Genomic DNA, 21911 nt, shown 5'->3' on the forward strand with positions numbered 1-21911 from the left:
GATCAGCCTGGGTGTTGGAGCTTGCCCTTGCGGATCGGCCGGGCTTCGGGATCGGCTGACGTCACGAGCCGGTCGGGGGATCGTGCGGATGCCCGCAAGCCGCACAGCGATCTACTCCAGCAGTGGGTGCCCGCCGCGGTCTCGGCCAGCTGACCGCCCATACCCGCTTTGGGCACCACCTTGGACGTGGACGAGGGCCTGCGGCGAGCCAGCAGGTCGTTGCGGCAGCCGAGGAAGCAGAACGCGCTGACGCTGTTTGGGCGTGGCCTGCACCGTCTGGTCCGGTCGCGACTCACAGCAGGAGGTCGAAGACGGCGCGGGCCTCGTCCCAGTGCTGAGTCTGGGGGTTTTTCAGGTCGGGGTGGAGGATCTTGAAGCTCTGGGCCAGGGCCAGGCTGAGTCCGCCGATGATGTCCGGATAGGCCGCCTCGGTCTCCTCGTCGGGCGTGCGGTCCAGAGCGGGGTGGGTGGCGAGCTGTTCCAGGATCGGTTTGAGTTCTACTTCCTGGTTGATCTTCTGGAAGTGGTGAATGCTCTCCTGCAGGCCTTTCGTGATCGGTAGGTCACAGGTCCGGATGATGTCGCGCCCGTTGGCCTGGGCAGTGGCCTGGGCGACGGTCAGCAGATCGTAGAGCTTGGCGTCGACGAAGTCGCTGTAGCGCTTGAGATCGTTCTTGTCGACGTCCAGCCCCGCGGCCGCGCGGAAGAACCTTTCGAACCTGGCGATGGACATCACGGTCATGACGGCAACCTCCGGCTGCGGGCGCCGGGTGGGCTCCCGGCTCCTGGGCTTCCCGTTCAGCCTGGCCGACGGGGCGCGCGAACGCATGCGCATGTCGGGCCCAATTAGCCTCCCTGTATTGGCCTGCCAGGCCCAGGCGTCCGACTGCCCGGGTAGTCGGACGGGCGTGCGGATCGACAGCAGGGCGAAGAACACCGTGTCGCGGAGCTGCCCCACGGAAAGGGTGACCCCAGATGTCGCTGCTCATGAAGCCGAGCGCCGCGGTGGCGAACACGCCGGCGAGCGCTCGGGAGAGGCCGGTGAACAGCACAGCCAGGGCCGGTTGACGCGGACCATCCCGCCTAGCAGCCGCAAACGCCCGCGGACGTGCGGTGCCTCGCTGGTGTACTGGATCCTCCCGGGTGGCAGGGTGTTGCCGGACTCCGGGATCAGCGCTCCGATCACGCCGAGGGCCGCGCCCCTCAGCCGGTGGGCGGCGCGCATCAGGCTGAGCATGGGCAGCGACAGCAGCACGATGTGCTCCGGCGGGCCGATCATGGCGATGACGGGGCGAGTGTTGTCCTGGTAGGGCCGGTCCGTTCTTCAGTCGCTTCGTGTCCTCCGTTGGCCATCTCGGATCGGCCACGAGGACGACGTCGAGCCGCTGCAGCTGGTGGTGAACAGGTGGCGCTGGGGGGTGTGGTCACCGATCGCCCTGTACGCGAGGGTGCCGGTTTGTGGGTGTAGGTCGGCCCGGGATCGCGAGTCCGCCGAGCGCGGCGCCGCCAGGAGGCGGCGGCGCGGCCGACGCGACCCGGCAGGGCGTTCCGGCTAGGCTCACACCCGTGACGTGGCTGCGGGCCTTCGGGGAGGTCGTGCGATCCGGGCTCACGATCGAGGAGACGCGGCTGGAACCCCTGCTCGCGCTGCGTACGGCCGCTGGGGTGGCCATCGTCATCGGGCCGGCGCTGTGGCTGGTCTCCCCTGCGTATGCCGCGTCCGCCGCCCTCGGCGCCTACTCCGCGGGTGGGGCCACCTTTCAGCGCACCTGGCGTCCACGCAAGGTGATCGCGCTCGGCGCGGGCGCGGGTCTGGCGCTCAGCACCTTCGTGGGCTACCTGGCGGCGGGGCGACTCGTGACGTTCCTCCCACTGCTGGCCGTATGGGCCTTTGCCGCGGGAATGGCGTGGGCCGTCGGATCGACCGCTGGGATCGTCGCAGCGACGACGGTCGGCAGCATGCTGGTGACCATCACCCTTCCCACGAGCTTCGGGCGAGCCCTGGAGCACGCCGGGGTCATCGCGCTCGGGGGCGTGACGCAGGCCGTGCTGATCCTGCTGTTCCCGATCCGCCGTTGGGGGGCGCATCGGGACGCGCTCGCCGACGCCCTGGCCGCCGTGGCGGACTACGCCCGCCGGCTGCGGCACGACCCGACCGCCCCGTTCGACCCGGAGCCGTTGATGACGGCCCGGGACGCGGCCGCCGTGACGCCGTCACAGGCCCGCACCCGTCCCCCCGTCCTGCACGGCCCCCGGGGACTCGCCGAGCGCATTCGGCCGGTGGTCGCCGCGCTCGCCGACCCGGACGTTGGCGCCCCGGCGGAGGGACCCGGGCGGGACCGCGCGCGGGAGTTGCTCGACGCGGCCGCCGACGTTCTGGATGCGGTCGCCCGTTCGATCCGCCGCGGCACCCCCGCCGAGGTGCGGCCCGAGAGCACGGACGTCCTGCGCGTCGACGAGGAGCACGAGGTGCTGGAGGGCCCCGCGCGGCAGGCCGCCGAGCGGCTCGTGGAACTGCTCGGCGAGGCGTTGGAGATCGCCGGGAGCGGCTGCGCGCGCGGGAGGACGCCCACGCCGCCCGGCCCCGCGAGCGCCCAGTTCCTGGTACGCCCGACACTGTTCCGGCTGGTCCCGGTCGTCGTCCGGGCGGTGCGCCGTGAGCTCCGCCGGGACTCGCCCGTGTTCCGGCACGCCGTCCGCCTGGCGGCGGTGGCCACGCTCGGCTATCTGATCGCCGCCCGGCTCCCCCTGGGTCACGGCTACTGGGCACCCATTGCCTCGGTGATGGTGATGCGGCCGGACTTCCACCGGACGTACGCGCGTGCGGTGGCCCGTCTCGCCGGGACCCTGGCGGGGGTCGCGCTCGCCACCGGGATGGTGCGGGGCCTGGGCCCGGACGCCCATGTGTCCGGCGTGCTGGCGGTGGTCTCGGCGGGCCTGTCGTACACGCTGATCCGTACCGGCTACGCCTACTCCCAGTGCTTCACCGCCGCGTACGTCGTCTTCCTGCTCGGCATGGGCGGCCAGGCATGGGAGCAGACGGTCCCGGAGCGGGTGGTGCTCACCCTGCTCGGCGGGGCCCTGGCAATGCTGGCGTACCTGGTGTTCCCCGCATGGGAGACACCCCGGCTGCCGGGCCGGCTTGCGGACTGGCTAGCCGCCAACGGCCGCTACGCGGCCGCGGTGCTCCGCAACTACGCCGAACCGACCCGAGAGCATCACGCCGACATGCGCAGGGCACTGCTGGAGAGCAGGGAGGCACGTGCTGCCTGGCAGGAGGCATACGACCGGGCAAGGCAGGAACCAGTCCGCCCCCGGGGGCTCACGTCGCGCGAGGCGCAGGAGGCGCAGGAGGCGCTCAAGGGGTTCGGCCGGGCAACGATGCTCATGGAGAGCCACGTCCCGCGGGCCGACAGCCGTGTCGTCCCCGAGGCGGAGCGGTTCGCCGACGCCCTGGAGGCGGACACCGCGAAAGCGGCAGCCGACGTGCGCGAGCACAGGAATCCGGACTGGGGGCGCGTGGAGGAGGCGCTCCACGCGTGGGAGGGCGCCGCCGGGGACCGGAGCCCGGTCCTGCGGCGCGAGGCGGAACTGCAGAAGCAAGCCTTGGAGGACCTCGCGACGGCCGTGAGCCGCACGCCCCTGGAACGGGACGTCGGCTCTGCTCGCGAGGAGCAGAGAGTGCGGGCGGCCGCGGCGGCGGAAGGTGACGGATCAGGAGCCGCGCACCGGAGTGGGTGACGAAGTCGGCGATGGGGAGCGCCCCGCCTCCTGGAGCGGGAAGTAATCTCCCGGCCGCGTCGAGCGCCGCCACACGTACACCGCTGTCGCCATCACGAGGATCAGCCCCGCCAGGATGAGCAGTTCGATCCCCTCGACGTTCCAGCGGAAGGACTTCTCCGCCTCGGCCGTCACGATGAGCACCTTGCGGATGCCGGCAATCAGGCCGACGACGAGGAACGGCTCCGCGTCGAGGGTCTGGTTCCTGATGGTGAGGCGGACGGTGTGGAGCAGCTCGGCCACGATGAACAGCACCAGGCTGCTGTCCAGGGCGGAGAGAATGACCGTTTCCTCGCGGTACGGCCCCTGGATCGACCTGATGACGTCATGGACGACCCCGACGGTCAGGATCCCCGCGAGCAGTACGAGGAGCGCCCCGACGATGAGGTGGATGCCGTCCTCGATGAGCTGTAGGAGGCCCTGTACCCGGCCGCCCTCGATCTTCGGGAGAATGGGTCGCACATTCAGCATGCTAGGGGTGCCCCCGCCCGCGGGCGCGGCGTGCTGCCGAACGGGTGGACGGGCGCAGCCCTCCCTGTGATGGCAGCCTGGTGGAAGGGATGAGGCACGACGTCACCAGTCCTACCTGGCAGGACGAGGGTGTATGAGACAGCCCGACGCGGACACGACCGTCAGGAACCTGCGGCTTGTCTTGGTCGCCGACCCGGGCCTGCCCTCCGAAATCGCCCGAGACCTCGCCCCCCGTCTGCCGGAGCATCTGCGCCGCCGCATCGGCAGGGGCATCCGCTGGCAGGTGGACACTGTGACGGCGCCCTTGGTGGCAAACGAGCAGGTCGACGTGTCCGACGTGGCCGAAATCGTCGGCACCCATCTCGAGGACGGCGACTGGGACATCGGCGTCTTGCTCACCGATCTGCCGCGCCGGGCGGAGCGCAACCCGGTCAGCATCGAAGTCGACCCGGAGCACAGGATCGCGCTGGTCTCACTGCCCGCCCTCGGCTCCCGGCGTCTGCGGCGCCGGGTGCGGCAGGTGGTGGTCGGCGCCGTCAGGCAACTGACCGCGCAGGACGAAAAACCGCTGGATTCCTCCGTCGGCCGTCCGGCACCCGCGGAGGAGTCCGACCGCGAACGCTACGTGGTGCCGGGGCTACGCGGCCACGTCCGTCTGGTCCTGGGCATGGTGCGCGCCAACCGTCCCTGGCGACTGTTCGCGAGCCTCTCCCGCGCCATGGCTGGGGTCTTCGCCACCGCAGCCGTCGGCTTCATCAACGCCACGACCTGGCAGGTCGCCACCGCTCTAGGCATCCCGCAGCTGATGCTCATCGCGGTGCTGTCCACCCTCGCCCTCACCGCGTGGATCATCATCGACCACCGGCTGTGGGAACGCGCCGGGGACCTGCCTGGCGCCCACGCGCCGCTGTACCCCTATAACCTGGTCACGCTCCTCACCATCGGGCTGGGGGTGTTCTTCCTCTACGCTGCGCTGTTCGTGACCCTCGTGGCGGTCTCGTTCCTGGTCGTGACCCCATCCGTCTTCGGCCGGATCGTGCACCACGCCGTCGATGCCTCGGACTACCTCACGCTGAGCTGGTTCGTCACGTCCAGCTCCATGATCGGCGGTGCTTTCGGGACAGGACTCGAGAACGCCGAGGAGGGGCGCGACGCCGCGTACGGGCAACGCCACCGGAAACGTCAGCGGCAGCTGACCGAGGCCCGCGACCGGTCCAGGTGAGGAGCCCTCGGCTGCGCAGTGTCAGGTTGGTGGATCGTGCTGTTACGACTGCCCTGCCTGGCCGTGTCGAGCGGGTTCGCCTTCATACGGCTGCTGCCGAGGAGCGCTGTGGACAAGGCGCCGGTGCGGCTTGCGGCCACCGCCGCCCTGCGGACCCGTCCCATTGGCGCCTGGCCGCAGTCGAGTTCCCGCACGCCGAGGGACACAGTCGCTTCACGGACGCCGGCGGCACGAGCGACCGCTCAGATCCCGCCGTGGCCGAGCGATCGGGCACTCCGACCGCCGCGGCCCCGCGGGCGACACCCCGTAGCGAGCCGCCGGGGCCCGGCCAGCTCGCCCTGGCACGATGCTCGTCATGCAGCCGCTGCCCACACCCTGCCCCGCCGACCTGGTCCCCGACGCCACGGGCCAGGACGCCTTCAACGCCGCATACCGGTCAGCCATGCAGCAGCGTGCCGTATTCGTTGCCGTCGAGTGCCAGGCCCAGCGCTGGACGGTCAAGGCCGACGCGCTCACGGCCTTCGAGCACGACATCGACGCCACGGTGTACGACGCCGTCCGGAACGCGCTCATCCGCCTAATCCGCTCCCGCGAGATCCGTCCCGATTTCTCCGCCGGACCGGTCTACTTCGTCCTATACGACCTGGAGAACGAGAACCGGGCGCGCGAACTCGCCGCCGCACTGCACGCGGCACTGTACGGCGACCTCGGCCCACTGGCCCAGGCCGTATCCGACACCCCGGCCTGATCAAGACATCGCCACTCACTGCCACGTGCCGGGTCCAACGTCGGAGGCTACTGGCGGGTTACCTAGAGTTCTGCCTAACAACGGCGTCGAACCGCCACACGCCGCCGTGCCGGCCGAACCTCCTCTCGGGCAGCACGTGGCGGGCGACGGCGGCGAATCCCAGGCCCACCTCGTACAGCTTCCCGCCGCCGCTGACAGTGCCGATCTCCGGCAGGGTGCGGGCCACTCCGTCGCCGTCGCGGACGGCGACGTACTGCATTGCCTTCGCGATCGGAGGCCAGCCGGCACTCGGCAGGCGACGTATCCCCAGTTCATCAACGCATCGACCCACAGGTTCAACGCGGCATGACCTGCAGCAACGGCTGCGTACGGTGCGCAGAAGGTCCCGTACGAGGAGTCGCTGGAGTTGAACCGGCTGGTGCTGCTCGACGAGGTACCGGCGAACGCGGAGACGTGGGCGCAGGCGCGCGTATTCCGACTGGCGGCCGCCCGAGGCGTCCGGGGGATCGTCGCGCACAGCGACCCCGAGCCCAGGACGCGCCTCACCGCCCACGGACCCGAGGTGATCTTTCCTGGCCATCACGGGACGATCTACCAGGCCAAAGGGATGGATTACCTGGGCAAGACGCGACCGCGGCGCCTGACCATGCTGCCTGACGGCTCAGTCCTCCACGACCGCGCGATGTCCAAGGTCCGCAACGACGAGTGCGGCCGCGGCGGAGTCGAGCGGCGTCTGGTCGCTCTCGGCGCCCGCCCCCGCAGCGAGGGTGAGCCGGGCCGGGGGTGGCTGGAGGAGGCCCTGCAGGCCGTAGGGGCGCGGGTCGTATCCCACGGAGGCAACCATCGCTATGCGGCCTACATCGGGCCGCGCGCCGGCCGCCGGTTCGCCGCCACCTCCTACCCGTATCCGAAGGCCGACCGAGGGGGTGCTGTCGCATGACTGCCGCACTCCGCCCTGGCCGCGAAGGGGTCGATCTGGTCATCTCCTGGGGCCTGGGCGTCGACTCGACCGCGTACCTCGTGAAGATGCTGGACGACCCGGCCGCCCACGGAGTGGACCTGGCCCGCACCATGGTGATCCACCAGCTCACCGGGAGCGAGTGGCCGACCACCCGTGCCCACGCCGAGCAGTTCGTGCTGCCGCTCCTTCGTAAGCACCAGGTCCGGCTCGTTCAGGTCTCCCGGTCCAGCCGCGCTTTGGCGATCGCGGTGATGGACGACTCCCGCCGACCGGAGCGGATCGTCCAGCGCGGACCGTGGGAGCTGTGGGACGAGTACGAGACCAATGGAACCGTTCCCCAGCAGGGCGGCATCCGGATCTGCAGCCTGCACGCCAAGGGCGAGGTCGGCGACGCACTGATCGCCGCGCTCGGTGGAGCGGGTCGACGTGGGCCGGGCAGCCGCTCTCGGCCAGAGGCTGCGGAGCGTCTCGGAGCGGCACGGTGTGCCCGTCGAGGTCGACGAGCGCTACGGGCGGGTGCGGGCGTGGGTCCAGCGGCGCGGGCCGACTCTTCCGACGGTGGAGGAACTGATGGTCACCGCCCCGTTCCATGTCCGGGACAAGCAGGTGCCGCACTTCGAACGGGAGTGGGCGGCGCACCGCCGCGACAGGTCGTGACGCGGTCTGGGTGCCGGCGAGATTGACAGCCTCCCATCAAGAGCGTCATATTGATTACACGAAACAAGCGGCAAAAGCGGTGGACGGCGGAAGGCACCCCCTCACGGGGGTGTCGGCCCAGAGCGGCAACCCCGGCCGAACGTCCCGCCGACCACCATCACCAACTCGACTCGCCCCCGGCACCTGAGCGCCGGAAGAACAAGAGGAGCAGGCCCTCAGTATAGGGCCGCGGCCCGAACCGGAGAATGCAATGTCCAAGGCCCTGAACCCGCAGCGTCGCGTCATCGGCGACCGCGCCGTGGTCAACCGTGACTGGATCCGCGAGTTCACCGGCGCCAGCGCCGGCACCGCGGCCCGCTGGTACAAGCTGCGCCTCGAGCAGCCCGAGGAGCACCGCCACCCGGAGAAGGAGCGCATCGACGGGACCGACTTCTACGACGAGCAGCAGTTCCGCAACTTCTACACCTGGTTCCAGCAGGAGAAGGCGAGCAAGGTCCTCAAGGCCGATCCCGAGCTGTACGAGCTCGACCCCGAGGACGTCGTCTCCATCAACAAGGCCGCCGAACTGCTCAAGTTCAGCGGGCCTTCGGTGATCCGCAAGTACCGGCAGGCGAACCCCGGCTACTTTCCAGAGCCCGTCGACGAGCCGGTCCAGGGCCCCACCGGCCGCATGATCCCCGGCTTCCGCGTCGGCGACCTGCAGGACTTCGACCGCAAGCGCACCGGGGACAAGCTCGGCAAGGCCGGCCGCCGCCCCGGGCCGCAGCCGGAGGCGCCCGTCGGCCGGCCCTCCGCCCTCGAGGAGGCCCTCGCGGCCGAGCTGAGCGCCCACGCCGGCGGTGAGCCGCTCACCGCCACGCAGCTCGCCGAACAGTACGCCACCGAGGCGATCGACCGCGACGGCTACCACCCGGGGCTGGCCGCAGAGCTCAGCGTCCAGTACGGGGGCCCGCAGAGGTCCTGGGAGTACGCCGTCCGCAACGCCCTCAAACACCACCCGGCGGCCGCGCCGCGACGCTCCGAAGCCGACCGGCGGGCGGCCATCGCCCTGTCCGCCCTGCGCGAGCGCGGCGACGTTCGAGGTCTTGCCGCCTCCCTCGCCCGCGAACACGGAGGCAGCCCCGACGTCTGGTCGCGTGCGGTGAACGCGGCACGCAGGCTCGCCAACCCCACCTCCTGATCTTCCTACCAGCAGAAGGACGGCCCCCGATGCCCAGCTATCAGCTCCGCGATACCGCCACTGGCCGGCTCCTCGCCCGCGACCTGGCCGACTACGCCGCGGCCGAGGCCGCCATGGACCGCCTCGACGACGAACTGGAACACGACCTCGCGGCCAACGGCGAAGGCGCCGGACGCATCCGCCTGCGTCTCGACATCGAAAAGGTCACCGCCGGCATCCCGGAGACCGTCGGGCACCACGTGCTCCTCCTGGGCGTCGACGACGCAGCCCCCATGCCCTTGCTGTAGCCGACGGACCTTGCCATGAACCGCGGTGTGCCGCACGGGAAGCCTGCACTCAGTTCCGGCAGTCCGCGCAGCGCCGGCTCACGACTCGGACCAGTGGCGCCATCCCTGGGAAGTAGCCACTGACCTGCACCCCCCTCACATCAAGGGGGTTGCAGCATCCCAGTAAGAGCGTATAATTGATTTTAGATCCAGGCGGCAACCTGGATCAGTCACCAGCCGACTCAGGAGCAGACGTGATCACCCTTCCCCTCAGCCCCGAGCAGAGCACCGTCTACTGGACGGTGGCGGTCTGCGACACGTACGGGTCCGTGAACCGGACGACTGGCCTGCACTCGGCCTCGGCCGTTCGCCAGCAGCACGACTTCTGGTCCGCGAAGCAGTCGACGGCCCGGATCGAGCTCACCGAGCACACGCTCCTCCAGGTCCGGACGGTCACCGCCTTTGAGGGCCTGCCGGGTGCGGGCGAACCGACGCCGCTGCCGGATCTCCCGGCCGGCGCGCAGGAGGTGAAGCGGTTCTTCAAATTCGCCCGTGCGCTCGAGGACGGCTCACTGACGGGGTTCGGCCCGGCCGTTCTGTCTACCGGCGACGAAGTCCGCTACTTCTACGAGTGGACCGCCAAGAACCAGGAGCGCGCCCAGGCCGTGCGCGTCGACGTCTCCACGCTGCGGATCCTCGACATCACGCTCACCCACTACACGCGTGAGCTGCAGCTCGCCGACCTGCCCGACGATGACGCGACCTCGCTCGTGGGACAGCTGGAGACGGCGGGCCTGTACTGGATCCCCGTCCACGAGAAGGCGGGAACGCACCTGCGCGTCCCCCTCGCCGACGGATCGCAGATGACCATCAGCCGCACGCCCGCCGACGTGCAAGCACCCGGCTCCCAGCCCACAGTCGACGACCGTGGCGGCTGGCTCGCCGTGTGGGACGACTTCAACGGCGTCTCCGTCGAGGTCTACCGCTCCGCGCGCCAGGGCCTGACCCGTGCCGCGGACACCGCAGCCCTGACGGCCGCCGTCCTCGACTGCGCCCGCAAACACGGCGGCGGACCCGTCCTCACGGACCAGTCCGGGCAGCCGCACACCCGCTGACTCACCCAGGGCTCCTGATCCATTCTTTCCGCCGGCCGGGCGCGGCAACGCCCGGCCGGCGGCCTCACCAACTCGACTCATGAAGGAGGCAGCAGTGCTGCGCTACGCACCGGTTCTCCCGCCAGACGAGCTGGCCCGCCTCAAGGCCGCCTTGGGGCTCATCCCCTTCGTCGATCTCTTCAGCGGCTGCGGTGGCAGCAGCCGCGGGCTGGAGGAGGCGGGCTTTCGCCTGCTCCTGGGCATGAACCACGACCCTGTCGCGGTGTCGACTCACCGTGCCAACCACCCGCACGCCGAGCACAAGTGTGAGGACATCCACACCTACGACAAGCGCAACCTGCCGTCCGCCCGGGTGTACTGGGCGTCCATCCTGTGCACGGAGGCCAGCAAGGCCGGCGGCAGGAAGCGTTACCGCGGCCAGGAACGGCTGAGCCTGACCGGCAAGGACGAAGGCGCCAAGGCAGCAACCTTCGTCCAGACGAGGGCCTCCGCGCTGGACGTCCTGGCGGTCACCGAGCTGCACCGGCCCGACGCCGTCCTGGTCGAGAACGTGGCCGAGTTCGCCACCGACTGGGAACTGTTCGACTGGTGGCTGCGCGGCATGGAGCTGCTCGGCTACAACGTGCAGATCGTCAACGCCTCGTCAGCACACCTGGGCGGTGGGGACAACCTGCTGCCGCCGCAGCTGCGCGACCGCATCTACATCGTGTTCACGCGCAAGGGCCTCCCGCTGCCCGATCTGCGGGTGCGGCCGGAGGCGGTCTGCCCGGAGTGCGGGCCGGTGCTGGCCAACCAGGTGTGGAAGAACCCGAAGGCGCGCCGCATCGGCAAGTGGGGCGAGCAGTACGACTTCCGCTGCCCCAACCGGGCGTGCGGACACCTGAAGCTGACACCGGTGACCCGCCCGGTCGGGGACGTCATCGACTGGAGCCTGCCCGGGCAGCGCGTGGGCGACGGCCGGCCCGACCGCAAGAAGTTCACCCCGTACGCTGCGTCGACCCGTGCCCGCATCGCGATGGGACTGGAGAGGTTCGGCACTGACCCGTACATCGTGATGCTGCGCAGGCACGGCACCGCCCTGCCGATCACCGGCCCGGTGCCCGCACTGGCCGCGCAGGGCCGCCACCACGCGCTGATCATCCCGATCGGCCGCAAGGGCGCCCCCCGCACCACCGCCGAGCCGCTGACCACGGTGGCGACCAAGCCGCACCACTCACTGGTCATCCCGGCGCTGACGGTGGACGACTGCACCCTGCGCATGCTCTCGGTGGCCGAGCTCAAGCAGGTCCAACGCTTCCCCGCCGACTACATCATCCTCGGCAACCAGACCGAGGCGATCTTGCAGATCGGCAACGCGGTAAGCGTCAACGCCGCGCGCTGGCTGGGGGAACGGCTCCTGCCGAGTCTGGCCCTGGCCGCCTGACCCGTCCCGCAACTGCGGCGGTCCGGCCCTCTGATCCCGGGCCGCCGCTCCCCCCGTCCTTCAGGCGCGGCAACGCCTGGCTGACGGGTCCACCGACTCACCGAACAAGAGAAAGCCCCCGCCCATGTCCCAGAAGACCAACCGCGGCCGCCGGCCCCTCACCGTCCGGCGGCACGTCGTCCAGTTCAGCGGCGGCATCGGGTCCTTCGCCGTCGCTGTCCGTGTCGCACGGAGGTACGGCACCCGCAACCTCACCCTTCTGATCGCCGACACCGGCATTGAGGACGACGACCTGTGGAGGTTCGCCGACGACACCAGCCAGCTTCTCGGCGTTCCCCTGACGAAGGTCGCCGACGGGCGCACCCCTTGGGAGGTGTTCCGCGACGTCCGCTTCCTGGGCAACGACCGGCTGGCGCCCTGCACACGTCTGCTCAAGCAGGTGCCGTGCCGGACGTGGATGGAGGAGCACGCCGACCCCGCCGACACGCTGGTGTACGTGGGGATCGAGAACACGCCGCGTGACCGGGCCCGGATCCCGGCGATCGCCCGCAACTGGAAGCCGTGGGTCACGCGCTTCCCGCTGTGCGGGAAGTGGGAGCCGGCCCGGACCAAGCAGCAGCTCCTGGACGAGGCGCGGGCCCTGGGCGTCACACCGCCCCGCATGTACGAGCTCGGCTTCGCCCACAACAACTGCGGGGGCACGTGCGTGCGCGCGGGCCAACGTCAGTGGAAGCACCTTCTGCAGGTCCTGCCCGAGCGATATGCCTATGCCGAGGAGCGGGAGGAGGAACTGCGGCAGCTGCTCGGGGACGTCAGCATCCTGCGCGCCCGCCGCGGCGGTGAGAGTCGGCCCCTCCCGCTGGGCCTGATGCGCGAACGGTAGGCAGAGTCCAGGTAAGACGCCCCAGGCCATCAGCCTGGGGCGTCGGCGTTCTCGCGCCAGGCGGACCGGGCTCGTGCTGGTGGACGAGTCGATGCAGCAGGGCGCGCAGCTGTGTCCGCCTTCTACGCATCAAGGCATGAGGTGCCCCAGGGCTGGCTGGGCAGCGTTTGTGGGGACCCTAGGCGTGGGGGAAGTACGGCTGGTGCAGGCCGTCTCCAGGCCACAGATCGTGCTCGGTCACGAGGCTGGTGAGGAACACGTCGACCTCGGTCAGCACCGCGGCACGCTCTGTCGGCCCGTAGACGATGAACTCGTTGGCTGCGGCGTCGTAGGCGCGCACGTGGCTGTGCGGGCCGGAGCACACGAGGGCGCGCGCAATCTCGGGCAGGCCGAGGCTGAGGGCATCGCAGTTCCCGGAGCGGACGAGCTGCACCAGGTCGGTGGTGACTTGCTCCCAGTCGCCGATGGTCGGCCAGTCGGCGCCGCCGTTCAGTTCGTGGGTGAGGGTGGACAGCGGGATGATCTCGCCCGGCTGGCGTCCTTGCGTGAGAAGGTCGTGGATCCGGGCGCCGTCGGGCTGGAGCACCTGGGGGTGGAGCAGGGAGCCGGCGGCGACGACGGTGGTGTTGATCTCCTGGGTTCCGGGGCCGGGGTAGTACGGCTCGTGCGCGAACAGCAGATAGACGTTCGTGGTGCGAACAGCCGGGTTGGGTTCGGTCTGGGGCATCAGGAGGGCTCCCTTCAGCGGGCCTGCACTGGACTTGGGCTGATGTGTCAGCGGACGGACGCCTAGCGGGTGCGGGCCCAGTGGTCGCACAGGTCCGCGGTGCTGGCCCGCGCTGGCCGTGCCGTGCTCGGCGGCGGTGCGTTTCAAGAGCTGGGCGGCCTGGCCGGCGAGTTGGAGCATCAGCCGCTCGCGGTCGCTGAGCCAGGCTGAGGCCGAGTGGGTGCCACGGGTCTGGAGCAGGTCTGCGGCGTCCCACAGCAGGTTCTGGCTGATCTCGGCCGACCGGCGCAGTTCGTAGCGGTTATCGCTCGCGGCGGCCTGGATCAGGTAGGTATGCAGAGAGGCGAGGCGCTGCACGTAGCGGACGGCATCGTCGCCTTCGACGATGCGGACGTGTTCGCGGGCCCGGGCGTCGAGTCGGCCAGGCAGGTGCTCCGCGAGCAGTGGGGCGAGCAGCATCGCCGGGAGGACGACGTCGACCGGGATGCCCTGGGCGATGGTGGACAGGCCGACGGCCAGGCTGATGAGGGCGACCGCGGCGGCGGAGAGCCGCAAGGATCCGGAGTGAATGCCAGGGCGATGTGCTGGGCGGGACGCCTGGTCAACCAGCGCAGCGCCAGGCGTTGCCCGCGGGTCGCCGTTGGGGTGAGCACCCCGATCTGATAGGGGGTCCCGGGCGCGCTGCCGTCGCCGGGAATGGTCCAGGCGAACCACCCCCAGCCGGTGCGTTCGTAGACGAGGACGAGTTCGCAGGCGTCCGAGCAGGTGTGGTCGCGGATGTGGCCGGTGCGCAGGGCGCGCGAGCGTTCCTTCTCCCACCGCTCCGGATCTTTGGGGAAGGGATGCTCGTGATGCGCGATGGGTGGGGGGCGGAGGGTGTCGGTCACGGGCTGCTTCCTTCTGGTTGGTCGGTCAGGGCGGAGGCGCACGTAGTGCAGCGGCCGTCGCCGGCGGGGTGGGCGCGCCGGGGAGTGGGGCCTGGGCAGGTGCGGCACAGTGGCCAGCCGAGGCAGGCAGGGCAGAGATCTTCGCCGGGAGCGGTGCCGGGCACGCCGCAGCCGGCGCATTCGACGAGGGCCCGGTAAGTGAGGGCTTCGCTCACCGTGCGCGCGGCGGCTGAGTCGGCGGACCGCCGCGGCGGTGGGTCGTCCCAGGAGGGGGCATCGTGGTGGTCGGCCACGATGGCGGGCGGCGGGTAGGCCTGAGCGGCACGCAGGCGGGCGGCGATGATCGCGCCGACCGTGGTCCGCACCGGGTGGGGCAAGGGCCGGTCGGCGATGACGTGCAGCAGCTGCTCGCGGCTCCAGCCGGCTTCCAGCATCACGGTCACGACGCGGCCTTGATCGGTCAGCGCCTGCCCGGTCAGGAGCAGCTCGGGGCGTTGTGCCCCGAGGTCGAGCAGCAACCGGATGCCCGGGTGCATCTCATCGGCAGGGGGCGACGCCGGCGGAAGCTTCGGCGTTGCCGACTGCTCCTTCCGTCCAGGTTCCTGCGCGGCGTCACTGCGGCCGCACGGACGGAGGGGTCTGGTCTTCTGCTTATTGGTCTTCTTTCTGTTGGTGTTCTTAGTGCCGGGATCAGCCAACGTAGGCTCATCCAATCCTGGAAAACCCGACTCTGGTTGTGACCTGCGGTTTTGCAGGGCGGGCAGGTCGGTGATGAAGTACAGCGCCTGGCCGAGCGTGCCGTCGGTGTTGCGCTCGCGGGTGCGGTAGAGGAAGCCGTGCCGTTCCAGCTGCTTGAGCCCCGTGGTGACCGCGTCGACCCCTTCGCGGCCGCGGCGTACCAGTTCGGCGACGGTGACCTGCCAGCCGTCCCGGTGCGTGCTGACGTACCCGAAGATCCCCTTCGCCTTGAAGGACAGCCTGGAGTCACGGAACAGACCGTTGGCGATCTGAGTGAACTGATCACCCGCCATCACCCCACGCCGGATGCCCGCCGCGAAGCCAGCATCGTGTTCGTCTGCGATCGCGAGAGTGGAGGTGGCTTCCAGCAGGGCGATGTCGAGGGTGGCGGCGGGACGGTCGGTGATCGCGTAGACGACCTCGCCGAGTGTCCCGTCCGGGCGGCGCAGACGTTCGCGGATGAGGTAGCCGTACCGCTCCAGCTCCTTCAAGCCGGCGCGGACCGCCTCGCGCCCGTCCGGACCCACGGAGATCAGGTCGGCGACGGTGACCTGCCAGCCGTCCCGGTGGGTGCTGATGTACCCGAAAATGCCCTTCGCCTTGTAGGACAACCGGCTGTCACGGAACAGGCCGTTGGCGATCTGGGTGAACTGATCACCCGCCATGACACCTCGGCGGACCCCCGCCCCAAAACGGCTCACCGCCGTGCTCCCGAGCCGGGCCGCACGTGGTGGCCAGGGCAACGCGCCAGGCCCGCCGAGATAGGGCGGGCCTCGGACCTAGGGGCGCGGGCGTACGTGTGATCCATGCAGACAGCTCACCCGCCAGCCCCGACCAGGCTGACGGCCATGAGCCCCGACCATCGGTCACGATCCGGCAACGGAAGGCGTCTAGCTGCCGTGGTCGGGCTCATGGTCGGGCCGACCATGCCCTTCCACTGCGCGCACTCGCTGACTGCGCAGGGACTTCGCCTGGACCGCTGATGCCCCGGCCGCCGTCGCGGGCCGGGGCATCAGCGCGCCTTGCTCGGGTCAGAAGCTCAAGCAGGGGCCGTTCGCGTCGGCAGCTCCTCTGCCTCCGCCTCCACGTGCTTGGCGAACTTCTCGTGTGCGCTCTGCTTGCTCATCATGAGCGGACCGGCGATCTCGTCCCAGGAGAAGCCGGCCGCCCGGGCCGCGCGCACGGCGTCCCGCTGCCATGCCTCGACGTTCATCAGCAGAGAGGTGGCCGCGTGGACGGCAAGGAGAGGGCGTGCAGGCTCGCCGTCCGCGGTGAGGCGGAAGGTCAACTGGTCGAACGCTTCATCCAGGTCGCTGATGAGCCGCTTCATACGTTGGGTCTGCATGCGCCACATGCTGATCTCGCAGTGCCGTTCCCATTCCTGCTTCAGCTGCACGTCGCAGGCGTCGGGATCGTTGAAGTCAACCGGACGGCGAGGCCCTCGCCATCCGCAGTGGCAGACAGCGCGCAGGCCTTGGGCCTTCCGTCGTCCCTCGTTGCCGTCGTACTTGTACGACCACGCCCAGTTCACGCGCCGTTTCCAGGTCTCTTCAGCGTCCTCGAAGGTGTCGCGCTCGGCGTCCGTTCCGTCCGACAGGACGGCCACCACCCACCCTTCGTGGTTGTCGCCTTCGCTCTCGTTGTCGCCTTCCGCGTACAGCCAGCCCATGACTCCCCCCCCCTCGACCCGTCAATTCCGTCAGGAAACCCTGACGATACCGAAACTGCCAGGTTTTCGTGACGTCTTGCGCAGAGGCGTGCACTCGACTGCGCAGCGGCCAACGGGCCGTGCGCAACGGCCCTGCGCAACCGGCCGAGGATCCTGCGCAGTCGGCATGCGTGGTCAGGCTGCGCAATCGGTCTCGTGATTCCTGTGCTTCCGGTGCGCAGATCCCGGATGGGGCACTGCGCAGGCGCCTATGGGGTCCCGGGAGCTGCCGTCTGCGCATCACGGGGGGCGGGTGGGCGAGCGTCATGTGGTCGTCCACGGTCGTCTGGTCCGGCGGCCGTGGACGGGCCCCGATGTCCCGTCGTCCGCGCACGTCGAGCCATGGTCGGGCCTGTGGTCGGGCCGACCATGACCCCGACCACGGACTTCGTATCCCCATCGTGACTTTGGTCGGGGTCTGGTGGTCGGTGGTCGGGTCGGGGTCGGCGGGTTTTCTCGAGGTCAGCAACATCCGGTTCTGACCTGGGAGTTTGACCATGTCCCCTGGCAAGCGGGCCTCGAACAGCGAGGCAGCTGCTCCGATGGCGGCGGGCGCCCGACTGGAGTCGATGCGGCGCCGGGTACGTCTGTCGCGGGTAGCGGTGCTGACCGCCATCGCGGCCGGCCCCATCGCCCTGTGCGTCGCCGTCGCCTCCACCCCGACCACGGTCCAGGCGGCTACGCCGAACAAGCCCACGGCCGTGCGCACCGCCGCGGCCGCCGCCGATCCGAGCGGCTATGCGCAGCTGTTCCTCGGCGCCTGGCTTCGCAGCAGCGCCGGCGACGAGACGAGTGCGCAGGCGCGGCTTGCGCAGTCGATGGCGCCGGGCGTCGACCTGCCCACCCCCGGCTCCGATGCGCACCCGGCGCCGCAGTCCGTGACGGCGGTGCGCAGTGCGCAGCGCGGTGGCGATGCGTGGTCGGTGACGGTGGCTGCGCAGTACGCCGACGGCTCGGTGCGGTACTACGCCGTACCGGTCGTCGCCGACGGCGCGGGTGCCTCGTTCACCGTGACCGGTGCGCCCGGCGTGGTGGCCGGTCCGGCCCACGCCTCCGTTCCGAAGTCGCCTTACGGCGAGACGGTCCCCGAGGGGGGTCTGTCCTCCGCCGTCGGAGAGTTCCTCGCCGCCTACCTGACAGGTGCCGGAGAGGTCGACCGCTACCTCGCGCCCGGCGTGACGTTGACGCGGGTCTCCCCCGCCCCGTACACGGCAGTCACCGTCCAGCAGGTATCGGCCACCGAGGAGGCCGCGGCCGCCAAGAAGGTACCGGCCGACGGCACCACGGTGCACGTCCTGGCCTCGGTGGAAGCCCGGGACGCCACCGGCCGGTGGCCGCTGGCCTACGAACTCACGCTCAAGGCCCGCTCGGGCCGGTGGGAAGTCGCGGCCCTTCAGTCTGGGACTGCCCAGGACAGGGGTGCGCGGTGAACACGGTGCACAGCTTCATGCTCGCCGGGCAGCTGGACGACCTCGGCACCTCGTGGATCAACATGTTCAAGGACTGGGCCACCAAGGGCCTGCAGGCGGGTCTGATCTGCCTCGTCGTCGTGATCATGGTTCAGAAGTTCAGCCTCAAGGCCGGGATCGGCGCCTTGCTGCTGATGATCATCGCGCTCGGCCTGTACAACTCCCGGGACAGTCTCGCGAACATGTTCGTGGACGAGGTGAAGAACCCGGCCAAGGGCGCACCCGCCGTCCCTGGCATCGTGCAGTCCGAACTCCCCGCCTCCCGTGACCACTCGCCGGGCGTCGGAGGGCGGCTGTGAGCGCGGCAGCCGCGGCACGGATGGGTCGCTTCTACACCGCCGCCCGTCGCCACCCCTGGGTGCTGGGCAAGGTCGCCGACTGGAAGATCCCCCTCGGCCCCTACACGCCCGCGCAGATCGCTCTCGCCGTCGGCGGCGGCTTCCTCCTGATCAAGACCATCAGCTGGTGGTCGTGGATGTTCCCGCTGCCCATCGTCGCGTGGGTGCTGGCCATCTGGGCGGTGCGCCGGCCGAAGATCCGTGGTCGTGCGCCGCTGCAGGCCGCTTTGGGCTGGGTGCTGCTCGTCTGGCAGCCCCGGGGAGGGCGGATCGGTGGCCGGGCCGCCCGCGATCGCGCTGCCCACCCGCTGCTCGGCGGCTTCACCATCGAGGACGCCCACACGCCCGGCCTCGCTGCGCAGGTCGCTCCCTCCCGCGCGGTTCAGCGACGTCCAGCCCGGGCGCCGCAACCGAATCCGGCCCCAGCCCGCTCGTCCGTGCCCGGCCGCCCGCAGCCGCTCGCTGCTGCGGTGACCGCGGGTCCGGTGTCGGGTGTGCAGCAGCTGCTCGCGCTCGCCCAGCACGGGGGTGCGCGATGAGGGTTCCGATCCGTCACATCGCCGGGCACCTGGTGTGGTCGACGCACGGCAGCGTGTGGGCCGTCTACCGCCTGCACCCCGGCCCCGACGCGCAGGGACAGCGCGAGGAGACCGTCCAGGGCACGTACGTGCCGGCGGCGGTCCGCGACGAACAGCTCGCCAAGATCACACATTTGGTGCGGTCACTGTCCGGGGCGCCGCGGCTGTTCGGTCTGTGCGCGCAGGTCGACCCGGGTGAGATCGCCCTCAAGATGATCGAGGGCATCGAGCCGGCCGAGCAGGCACCCGGTGCGGGCCGGCACCCGTGGGTGGAGAACGTCGAGGCCACCCTGGATCTGCTGGACGACCAGGAGATGCACCGCCGCACCCTGTGGCTGGCCGTACCTCTGCAGACCGAGAACGCCGGCCTGCAGGTGTCGGCCACACTCGGTGCGGCGTGGGCAGAGATCGCACCGATGCTGGGCATGCGCCCGGCACCTGTGGCACGGCGTGAGGTGACCGCCTACCGCGAGCAGGCCTCCCGAGTGGAGGCCGCGCTCGCCGGCGGAATCGCCTTCAGGCCCGCCCGCCCGGCGGAGATCGTGTGGATGATCCAGCACGCCCTCCACCGCGGCCTGGCCGAGCCACTGCTCACCGAGGCCGAGACCAGTGAGCTGTACGGCGGGCAGATCCGTGACGGGGTACTGCGCTCCCCCAGCTACGCCGACCTCGGCCAGGTCCGCCTGCAGGAAGGCGGCATCGACCCCGACCTCGACGACGTCGACGAGCTCAAGAGCACGGGCAGCGTCACACGGTCGGGCCGCACGGCCTGGTGGCGAGTGAAGACCGGCTCACCGCTCAGCCGGCGCTGGCTCCAGGTCGAGTCTGACGCAGGGGTGGGCTACCAGGCGCAGCTGGCGCTGGCCGAGTGCCCGCCCGCCGTCAGCCAGGACGCCGCTGACCTGTTCGCCCAGCTGGAGATACTCGACTTTCCGGTCGACTACACCGTCGACCTCACCCTCGTGCCCGCGGAGAAGGCCCGCGATCAGGTGCGGCGCAAGAAGAACGAGCTGATCGACCAGGCCGAGCAGTACGACGCCCGCCCGACCGGCATGCCGGCGTCGCTCACCGAGGCCGCACGGGACCTGGGCGAGCTGGATGCCCGCCTGTCCCGCACCTCGGTGGAGGTCGAGGTGCAGTCGGTGACCGTGCTGACGGTGTGGGGGCCGACCGCCGCCATCTGCGACGCGAGGGCGCGAGCCCTGGTCGCGTTGCTGGCGGGTGCCGACTACCGCGCCGTGCGCCCGGCCGGCCTGCAGGAGGCCCTGTTCACCCTAGGGCTGCCCGGCACCGTGCGCCCGGGTGTGGTGCGGGAGTTCACCCAGCATCAGGTAAGTGAGGACTGGGCGCTGTCCGGGGCCTTCACCGCGGCCGAGGTCGGCGACCCGAACGGGATGTTCCTCGGTATCGACCTGGACTGCGGCACCACCCGGCCCGTCATGATCAACGTGGCCGATGCGCCCAAGGTCGACGCATCGGCGTCGATGGGGATCGTCGGGGACCTCGGCGCAGGCAAGAGCGTGCTGCAGAAGCTGATCACGGAGGCAGTGTGGGCGCGCGGCGGATGCGCGATCTGCATCGACCGCACCCCGGTCCGCGAGTGGGCCACCTTCGCCCGCTCCGCCGCCAGGGGCCGTGTCCAGATCATCGACGCCGCCCAGGCAGAGGTGTCCATCGACCCCCTGCGGATGTTCGCCGGGCCCGAGGGACGGCACTACGCCCTGTCCTACCTCACCCTGCAGCTCGGCATCGGCCCGATGAGCACCAGCGGCGAAGTCCTCCACCACGCCGTCGAGCAGGCCGCCCTCAGCGACGCCCCCTCCATGCACCGCGTCCTGGAGGTCCTCGAGGAGATGGCCACGCGCGAGACGGGTAAACGGCAGGACGCCGCCGCCACCCTCGCCGGTCTCGTCCGCGTCGTGGCCACGAACTCACTGGCCCGGATGGTCTTCGACCCGAGCCTGCCGCCGGTGCGGCTGGACGCCTCCAGCACCTCCGACATGATCGTGATCACCACGACCGGTTTGAAGCTCCCGCCCAAGGCCGCGTTCGACAAGCCCGAGGTCCTGCACCAGCAGCCGCTGGAGGCGCTGATCGGCCGCGCGGTGCTCTACCTGATCGCCGCGATCGCCCGGCAGACCGCGTTCGAGGACCCCGAGCGGTTCACCGCCGTGGTGCTGGACGAGCTGTACTGGCTCACCAGCTCAGCCGAAGGCACCGCCCTAGTCCACGAGATCCTCCACGACGGCCGCAAGCACGGCGCCGGCCTCATCGCCGGCTCCCACGACGCCGACGAACTCGGCCCGGATCGCGGGCTGATGGCCTACCGGGCACTCGCCCGCACCGCCGACCGCGAGCGCGCTCGCCGCGGACTGGAGTTCATCGGGCTCGACCCGAACAACGACGAGCTGGTGCGGCTGGTGACGACCGGCCTGTCCCCGGTCGGTCAGAAGGGCCGGGAGGGCGAGTTCCTGCTGACCTGCCCGAGGCAGAACACCGGCCGCATCAAGGTCTCTATTCCCCGCATCCCACGTATCACCGCCTCCATCACCACCACGCCTGGACGCCGCCCGGGCACCACCTCGCCCTCCGTGCCTGAGCCGCTCGCCGGCGACGCCGTGGAGGCACATGCGAAGGAGTACGCCTGATGACCACGTCTTCCTGGGACCGCTCCCGGCTCGTCACCGCGGCCGCGAGCGTCCTCACGGTGATCGCCGTTGCCGTCGGTGCGTTCGTCCTGGCTCTCGGGGTGGGCGTGCC

General features: G+C 70.5%; 20 protein-coding genes and 3 pseudogenes. 14 read left to right on the plus strand and 9 right to left on the minus strand.

Annotated features, from left to right (window positions below; all coding sequences use genetic code 11):
* Positions 1-8 precede the first annotated feature (8 nt).
* The 3 genes and pseudogenes from GV126_RS37640 to GV126_RS11085 form a co-directional block, all read right to left on the minus strand.
* Positions 9-167 (minus strand): annotated as a pseudogene (locus GV126_RS37640) (ISNCY family transposase); the annotation flags it as partial.
* Positions 168-292: 125 nt separating this feature from the next.
* Positions 293-742 carry a DUF1931 family protein gene (locus tag GV126_RS11080; protein WP_159664904.1) on the minus strand — a complete coding sequence of 150 codons (450 nt, stop codon included), beginning with the start codon at positions 740-742 and terminating at the stop codon, positions 293-295.
* Between the two features lie 243 nt (positions 743-985).
* Positions 986-1279: a hypothetical protein gene (locus GV126_RS11085; RefSeq protein WP_159664907.1), complete on the minus strand. Its 294-nt coding sequence runs from the start codon at positions 1277-1279 to the stop codon at positions 986-988.
* Between the two features lie 287 nt (positions 1280-1566).
* Here GV126_RS11085 and GV126_RS11090 point away from each other — a divergent pair, with 287 nt between their 5' ends.
* Positions 1567-3741, plus strand: coding sequence for an FUSC family protein (locus tag GV126_RS11090; protein ID WP_159664910.1), 2175 nt, complete (start codon positions 1567-1569; stop codon positions 3739-3741).
* On the opposite strand, the gene GV126_RS11095 is transcribed toward GV126_RS11090, so the two are convergent.
* Entirely contained in the window at positions 3715-4251 is a 537-nt protein-coding gene (locus GV126_RS11095; protein ID WP_159664913.1) for a phosphate-starvation-inducible PsiE family protein, read from the minus strand. The genes GV126_RS11090 and GV126_RS11095 overlap by 27 nt on opposite strands.
* A gap of 133 nt (positions 4252-4384) precedes the next feature.
* Between GV126_RS11095 and GV126_RS11100 the strand changes: the two genes are divergently transcribed.
* Positions 4385-5473: a hypothetical protein gene (locus GV126_RS11100; protein WP_159664916.1), complete on the plus strand. Its 1089-nt coding sequence runs from the start codon at positions 4385-4387 to the stop codon at positions 5471-5473.
* Positions 5474-5560: 87 nt separating this feature from the next.
* Here GV126_RS11100 and GV126_RS37290 read toward each other — a convergent pair.
* A pseudogene (locus GV126_RS37290) lies at positions 5561-5745 on the minus strand (ISAzo13 family transposase); the annotation flags it as partial.
* Positions 5746-5828: 83 nt separating this feature from the next.
* Here GV126_RS37290 and GV126_RS11105 point away from each other — a divergent pair.
* Positions 5829-6221 (plus strand): hypothetical protein, encoded by a 393-nt coding sequence (locus GV126_RS11105; RefSeq protein WP_159664919.1) that lies wholly within the window; start codon positions 5829-5831, stop codon positions 6219-6221.
* Positions 6222-6279: 58 nt separating this feature from the next.
* Here the strand turns inward: GV126_RS11105 and GV126_RS11110 are convergent, their stop codons facing one another.
* Positions 6280-6480 carry a hypothetical protein gene (locus GV126_RS11110; RefSeq protein ID WP_159664922.1) on the minus strand — a complete coding sequence of 67 codons (201 nt, stop codon included), beginning with the start codon at positions 6478-6480 and terminating at the stop codon, positions 6280-6282.
* 129 nt (positions 6481-6609) lie between these two features.
* Here GV126_RS11110 and GV126_RS11115 point away from each other — a divergent pair.
* The 7 genes and pseudogenes from GV126_RS11115 to GV126_RS11145 all read left to right on the plus strand — a co-directional run.
* Positions 6610-7161, plus strand: a pseudogene (locus tag GV126_RS11115) (Mom family adenine methylcarbamoylation protein); the annotation flags it as partial.
* A gap of 504 nt (positions 7162-7665) precedes the next feature.
* Positions 7666-7839 (plus strand): hypothetical protein, encoded by a 174-nt coding sequence (locus GV126_RS36355; protein WP_236569950.1) that lies wholly within the window; start codon positions 7666-7668, stop codon positions 7837-7839.
* 250 nt (positions 7840-8089) lie between these two features.
* Entirely contained in the window at positions 8090-9019 is a 930-nt protein-coding gene (locus GV126_RS11125) for a hypothetical protein (RefSeq protein ID WP_159664928.1), read from the plus strand.
* Positions 9020-9048: 29 nt separating this feature from the next.
* The gene (locus GV126_RS11130) at positions 9049-9306 is read left to right on the plus strand and encodes a hypothetical protein (RefSeq protein ID WP_159664931.1); all 258 of its coding nucleotides are present in this window, start codon (positions 9049-9051) and stop codon (positions 9304-9306) included.
* Between the two features lie 233 nt (positions 9307-9539).
* Positions 9540-10400 (plus strand): hypothetical protein, encoded by an 861-nt coding sequence (locus GV126_RS11135; protein WP_159664933.1) that lies wholly within the window; start codon positions 9540-9542, stop codon positions 10398-10400.
* A 79-nt stretch (positions 10401-10479) separates the two neighbouring features.
* The gene (locus tag GV126_RS11140) at positions 10480-11823 is read left to right on the plus strand and encodes a DNA cytosine methyltransferase (protein WP_159664935.1); all 1344 of its coding nucleotides are present in this window, start codon (positions 10480-10482) and stop codon (positions 11821-11823) included.
* Between the two features lie 124 nt (positions 11824-11947).
* Positions 11948-12706, plus strand: a complete 759-nt coding sequence (locus GV126_RS11145) for an adenine nucleotide alpha hydrolase family protein (RefSeq protein WP_159664938.1) — start codon at positions 11948-11950, stop codon at positions 12704-12706.
* Between the two features lie 178 nt (positions 12707-12884).
* Here the strand turns inward: GV126_RS11145 and GV126_RS36360 are convergent, their stop codons facing one another.
* From GV126_RS36360 to GV126_RS11160, 3 genes are all read right to left on the minus strand, one after another.
* Positions 12885-13988: a hypothetical protein gene (locus tag GV126_RS36360; RefSeq protein ID WP_236569951.1), complete on the minus strand. Its 1104-nt coding sequence runs from the start codon at positions 13986-13988 to the stop codon at positions 12885-12887.
* Positions 13989-14316: 328 nt separating this feature from the next.
* Positions 14317-15759 carry a hypothetical protein gene (locus tag GV126_RS11155; RefSeq protein WP_159664941.1) on the minus strand — a complete coding sequence of 481 codons (1443 nt, stop codon included), beginning with the start codon at positions 15757-15759 and terminating at the stop codon, positions 14317-14319.
* A gap of 338 nt (positions 15760-16097) precedes the next feature.
* Positions 16098-16727, minus strand: coding sequence for a hypothetical protein (locus GV126_RS11160; protein WP_159664943.1), 630 nt, complete (start codon positions 16725-16727; stop codon positions 16098-16100).
* Between the two features lie 536 nt (positions 16728-17263).
* On the opposite strand from GV126_RS11160, the gene GV126_RS11165 reads away from it, so the two are divergent.
* The 4 genes from GV126_RS11165 to GV126_RS11180 are packed head-to-tail and all read left to right on the plus strand — an operon-like array spanning position 17264 to position 21799.
* Positions 17264-18196 (plus strand): conjugal transfer protein, encoded by a 933-nt coding sequence (locus GV126_RS11165; RefSeq protein ID WP_159664946.1) that lies wholly within the window; start codon positions 17264-17266, stop codon positions 18194-18196.
* Positions 18193-18534: a hypothetical protein gene (locus GV126_RS11170; RefSeq protein WP_159664948.1), complete on the plus strand. Its 342-nt coding sequence runs from the start codon at positions 18193-18195 to the stop codon at positions 18532-18534. Before GV126_RS11165 ends, GV126_RS11170 begins: the two co-directional genes overlap by 4 nt.
* 20 nt (positions 18535-18554) lie before the next feature.
* Complete coding sequence (locus GV126_RS11175) at positions 18555-19112, plus strand: hypothetical protein (protein WP_159673541.1); 558 nt, start codon at positions 18555-18557, stop codon at positions 19110-19112.
* Entirely contained in the window at positions 19109-21799 is a 2691-nt protein-coding gene (locus GV126_RS11180; RefSeq protein ID WP_159664951.1) for an ATP-binding protein, read from the plus strand. The genes GV126_RS11175 and GV126_RS11180 overlap by 4 nt, the downstream gene beginning before the upstream one ends.
* Positions 21800-21911 lie beyond the last annotated feature (112 nt).

Source organism: Streptomyces mexicanus, from assembly GCF_902506575.1.
GTDB classification, from domain to species: domain Bacteria; phylum Actinomycetota; class Actinomycetes; order Streptomycetales; family Streptomycetaceae; genus Streptomyces; species Streptomyces mexicanus.